The 3,427-nt window shown below is 63.1% G+C and carries 1 protein-coding gene; it reads right to left on the reverse strand.

The window, feature by feature from the left end:
- On the reverse strand, positions 1-2,751 hold a 2,751-nt coding region (locus EN984_RS27345; protein ID WP_164765677.1), incomplete at its 3' end, for a ribonuclease E/G.
- Positions 2,752-3,427: the final 676 nt, after the last annotated feature.

Here is a 3,427-nt window from a genome sequence, read left to right on the forward strand (position 1 = left end):
GTCGGATGCGGTGACCGGCGTGTCGACCGGTGCTTCCACCTCCGCAGCCGGCTCATCGGCGACAATTTCGGCCGCGGCCTTCTTTGGCTTGGCCGCGCGACGTGGCTTCTTCGGCTTCTCCGTGGCCGGCGCGTCGTCATTTGCCGGGGCAAGCTCCACCGGCTCTTCGGCTGGTGCGGCAACGACCGGCTCGCTGGCGATCACCTCGGTTGCCCGGACTTCGCCTTCAGAAGCGTCTGCTGTTTCGCCAGCACTTGCCTCAGCCTCGCCTTCACCGTCTTCGCGACGGTTGCGCTTGCCGCCGCGCTTGCCGCGCCGGCGCTTTTTGCCCTGGCCTTCGTCCGAAGCTTCAGCTGTCTCAGACGTTTCAGCAACACCGACAGGGGCGTTGTCGTCCGCTTCCGTGTCGCCATCGCTGGCGGCCGAGTCCGGGTCCGAAAACTCACCGGCCGGAGCCGAGACGGAAGCACCGTCCGCAGGGGCGCCATGTTCGCGATCGCGATCCTTGCCGCCGCGCCGGCGCCGACGCTTGCGGCGCTTGCGGTCGCGGCCTTCGCCTTCTTCGCCACCGGCAGCGGGCCGGGGCTGTTGTTGCTGAGGCTGCTGGCGTGGCTGTTCGGCCTGCACCGGTGCTTCATCGTCTTCCTCGACGACGACAATCTCGTCCTCGGGCTCTTCCAACTCGACATAGGCCGGGAAGCTGCGCGCCTCGACGAAGCCTTCCGGCTTTTCAGCCAGCGCGCCACGGAAGATCGCATAGTGTTGCGAACCCACCGAATCGTCGGCCTCGACGGTGATCGTCAGCCCGAAGCGGCTTTCGAGTTCGACCAGCGTGCCGCGCTTGTGGTTGAGCACATAGAGTGCGGTCGCCGCCGGCGTCCGCACCGTGATGTGGCTGCGCGAATCCTTGAGCAGGAATTCCTCGATCGCCCGCACCACCATCAGCGCGACCGACGAATCGGAGCGTACATGGCCGGTGCCGCCGCAATGCGGGCAGGGCTTCATGGTCGATTCCAGCACGCTGGCGCGGATGCGCTGGCGGGACATCTCCATCAGGCCGAAATGCGAGATACGGCCGACCTGGATGCGCGCACGATCGTTCTTGAGGTGATCCTTCAACCGCTTCTCGACGGAGCGGTTGTTGCGGTTCTCCTCCATGTCGATGAAGTCGATGACGATCAGGCCGGCGAGATCGCGCAGCCTGAGCTGACGCGCGACTTCCTCGGCCGCTTCCAGATTGGTGTGGAGCGCGGTGTCCTCGATCGAGTGCTCCTTGGTGGAGCGGCCCGAATTCACATCGATGGCAACCAGCGCCTCGGTCTGGTTGATGATGATGTAGCCGCCGCTCTTCAGCGTCACCTGCGGCTGCAGCATGCGGTCAAGCTGTGCCTCGATGCCGTTGCGCACGAAGATCGGCGTCGTGTCGCGGAACGGCTGAACCACCTTGGCGTGGCTCGGCATCAGCATGCGCATGAAGTCCTTGGCCTCGCGATAGCCTTCCTCGCCGGAGACAAGAATCTCGTCGATATCCTTGTTGTAGAGGTCGCGCACCGAGCGCTTGATCAGGCTGCCTTCCTCGTAGACCAGGGCAGGGGCCGTGGACTGCAAGGTGAGATTGCGGACATTTTCCCAAAGCCGCATCAGATATTCGTAATCGCGCTTGATCTCGGCCTTGGTGCGGCTCTCGCCGGCGGTGCGCAGGATCACGCCCATGCCCTGCGGCACTTCGAGATCGGCAACGACCTCCTTCAGCCGCTTGCGGTCGACCGCGCTGGTGATCTTGCGCGAAATGCCGCCGCCACGCGCCGTGTTCGGCATCAGCACCGAATAGCGGCCGGCAAGCGACAGATAGGTGGTCAGTGCCGCACCCTTGTTGCCGCGCTCTTCCTTGACGACCTGCACCAAGAGGATCTGCCGGCGCTTGATCACTTCCTGGATCTTGTACTGGCGGCGCACCGGCTTGCGGCGGTTGCGCACTTCTTCCAGCGCGTCCTCGGCGCCGACTGATTCGACCTCGTGATCGTCCGGATGCGAGGACTGCACTTCTTCCAGCATGCCGCGATCATTGTCTCCGGAGGTCGCCTCGCTGCCTTGTTCGGCCTGCGGAACGGCTTCGGAAATCACATCGGCCTCGACCGAGGCGGCGATCGACGTCGGGCCGCCTTCGCGGGTTTCGCCTTCGTCCTGCTCGGCGGAATCCTCGCCATGTTCGGACGCATCGGCATGTTCGGACGCATCGGCCGCATGTTCGATGATCTCGGACGTGTGCGAGATCTCCTCGAAACCAGCGTCGGCGCCCTCTTCCGCCTCGTCGGCAGTGTCGCTTGCCTCGCTGGAATCGGCAGCATCACGCTTGTGCTCGCCCCGGTCGCGGGGCTTGCCGCCGCGCCTGCGGCCGCGCCGTCCGCGATCGCGGCTCTGGCGATCATCGCCGTCGCCGTCCTCGTTCTCTTCGTCCTCAGCCTCCTGCGCTTCCGCGCGCAGCAGTGCCTGACGATCGGCGACCGGAATCTGGTAATAGTCGGGGTGAATTTCACTGAAGGCGAGAAAACCGTGACGGTTGCCGCCATATTCGACAAAGGCTGCCTGAAGGGAGGGCTCTACGCGCGTTACGCGGGCTAGGTAGATGTTTCCTTTGAGCTGCTTCTTGTCCTGGGATTCAAAGTCGAATTCTTCAATACGGTTACCGCGTATGACGACAACGCGTGTTTCCTCCGGGTGGGAGGCGTCTATCAGCATTTTGTTGGGCATTATTTCGTTTCCCCCCGGCAGCCGTCAGCCGCAGCTTGCGAGGCAAAGCCTGCTGCTGCGTGTCTGGAGTGTGGGTGCCGGATATTTGAACGTCCGTCAGCCGCCGCTTGAGCGCCATGGCGGTGCCGCCCGCAGCCATAATGGCGCGGTTTGATGCGGACCTTTCCATGATTGCGCTTGAAGCCATCGTCACCAACAGAACCTTTTGAACCAAAGCCCGGATGAACCGGACCAGCTTGTTTGCTCCTACAGAGCCGGCACGGGAACAAACCCGGCCGTTTTCCTCACGCAGGCGATTCCCCCGCCACGGGAGCACGCCTGCGAAATTCGTCGCGATCACCTGAACCCTTTTCGCCTGAAGCGAAAGGAGCCGCCTTTACGTCTGACCCTGTAGCAAGAAGCTGCGGAGGAGGGCGGTTCCAGGATTGCAGTGATCCACCATCGCTTTTATGATTTGGCGGGGTGGAAGGCAACCCCGATTTCCGATGCCGGCAAAAAGCCGTTCCGTAGCGTAAGCCAGCTTGCCGCCCTTGCATGAAAAGGCTTGGTTAACCTTCTCTGGATACCAATCGTTAATCGAGTTCGCGGCCTAACCGGCATTTCGACGAAACGACCGGCGCCGGGCGCCAAACCGGGAGCGACTGGAAGAGAGATGGGATTGGCGGACTTCACAGAC

The organism is Mesorhizobium sp. M7A.F.Ca.CA.004.12.1.1 (genome assembly GCF_003997835.1).
Classification (GTDB): Bacteria; Pseudomonadota; Alphaproteobacteria; order Rhizobiales; family Rhizobiaceae; genus Mesorhizobium.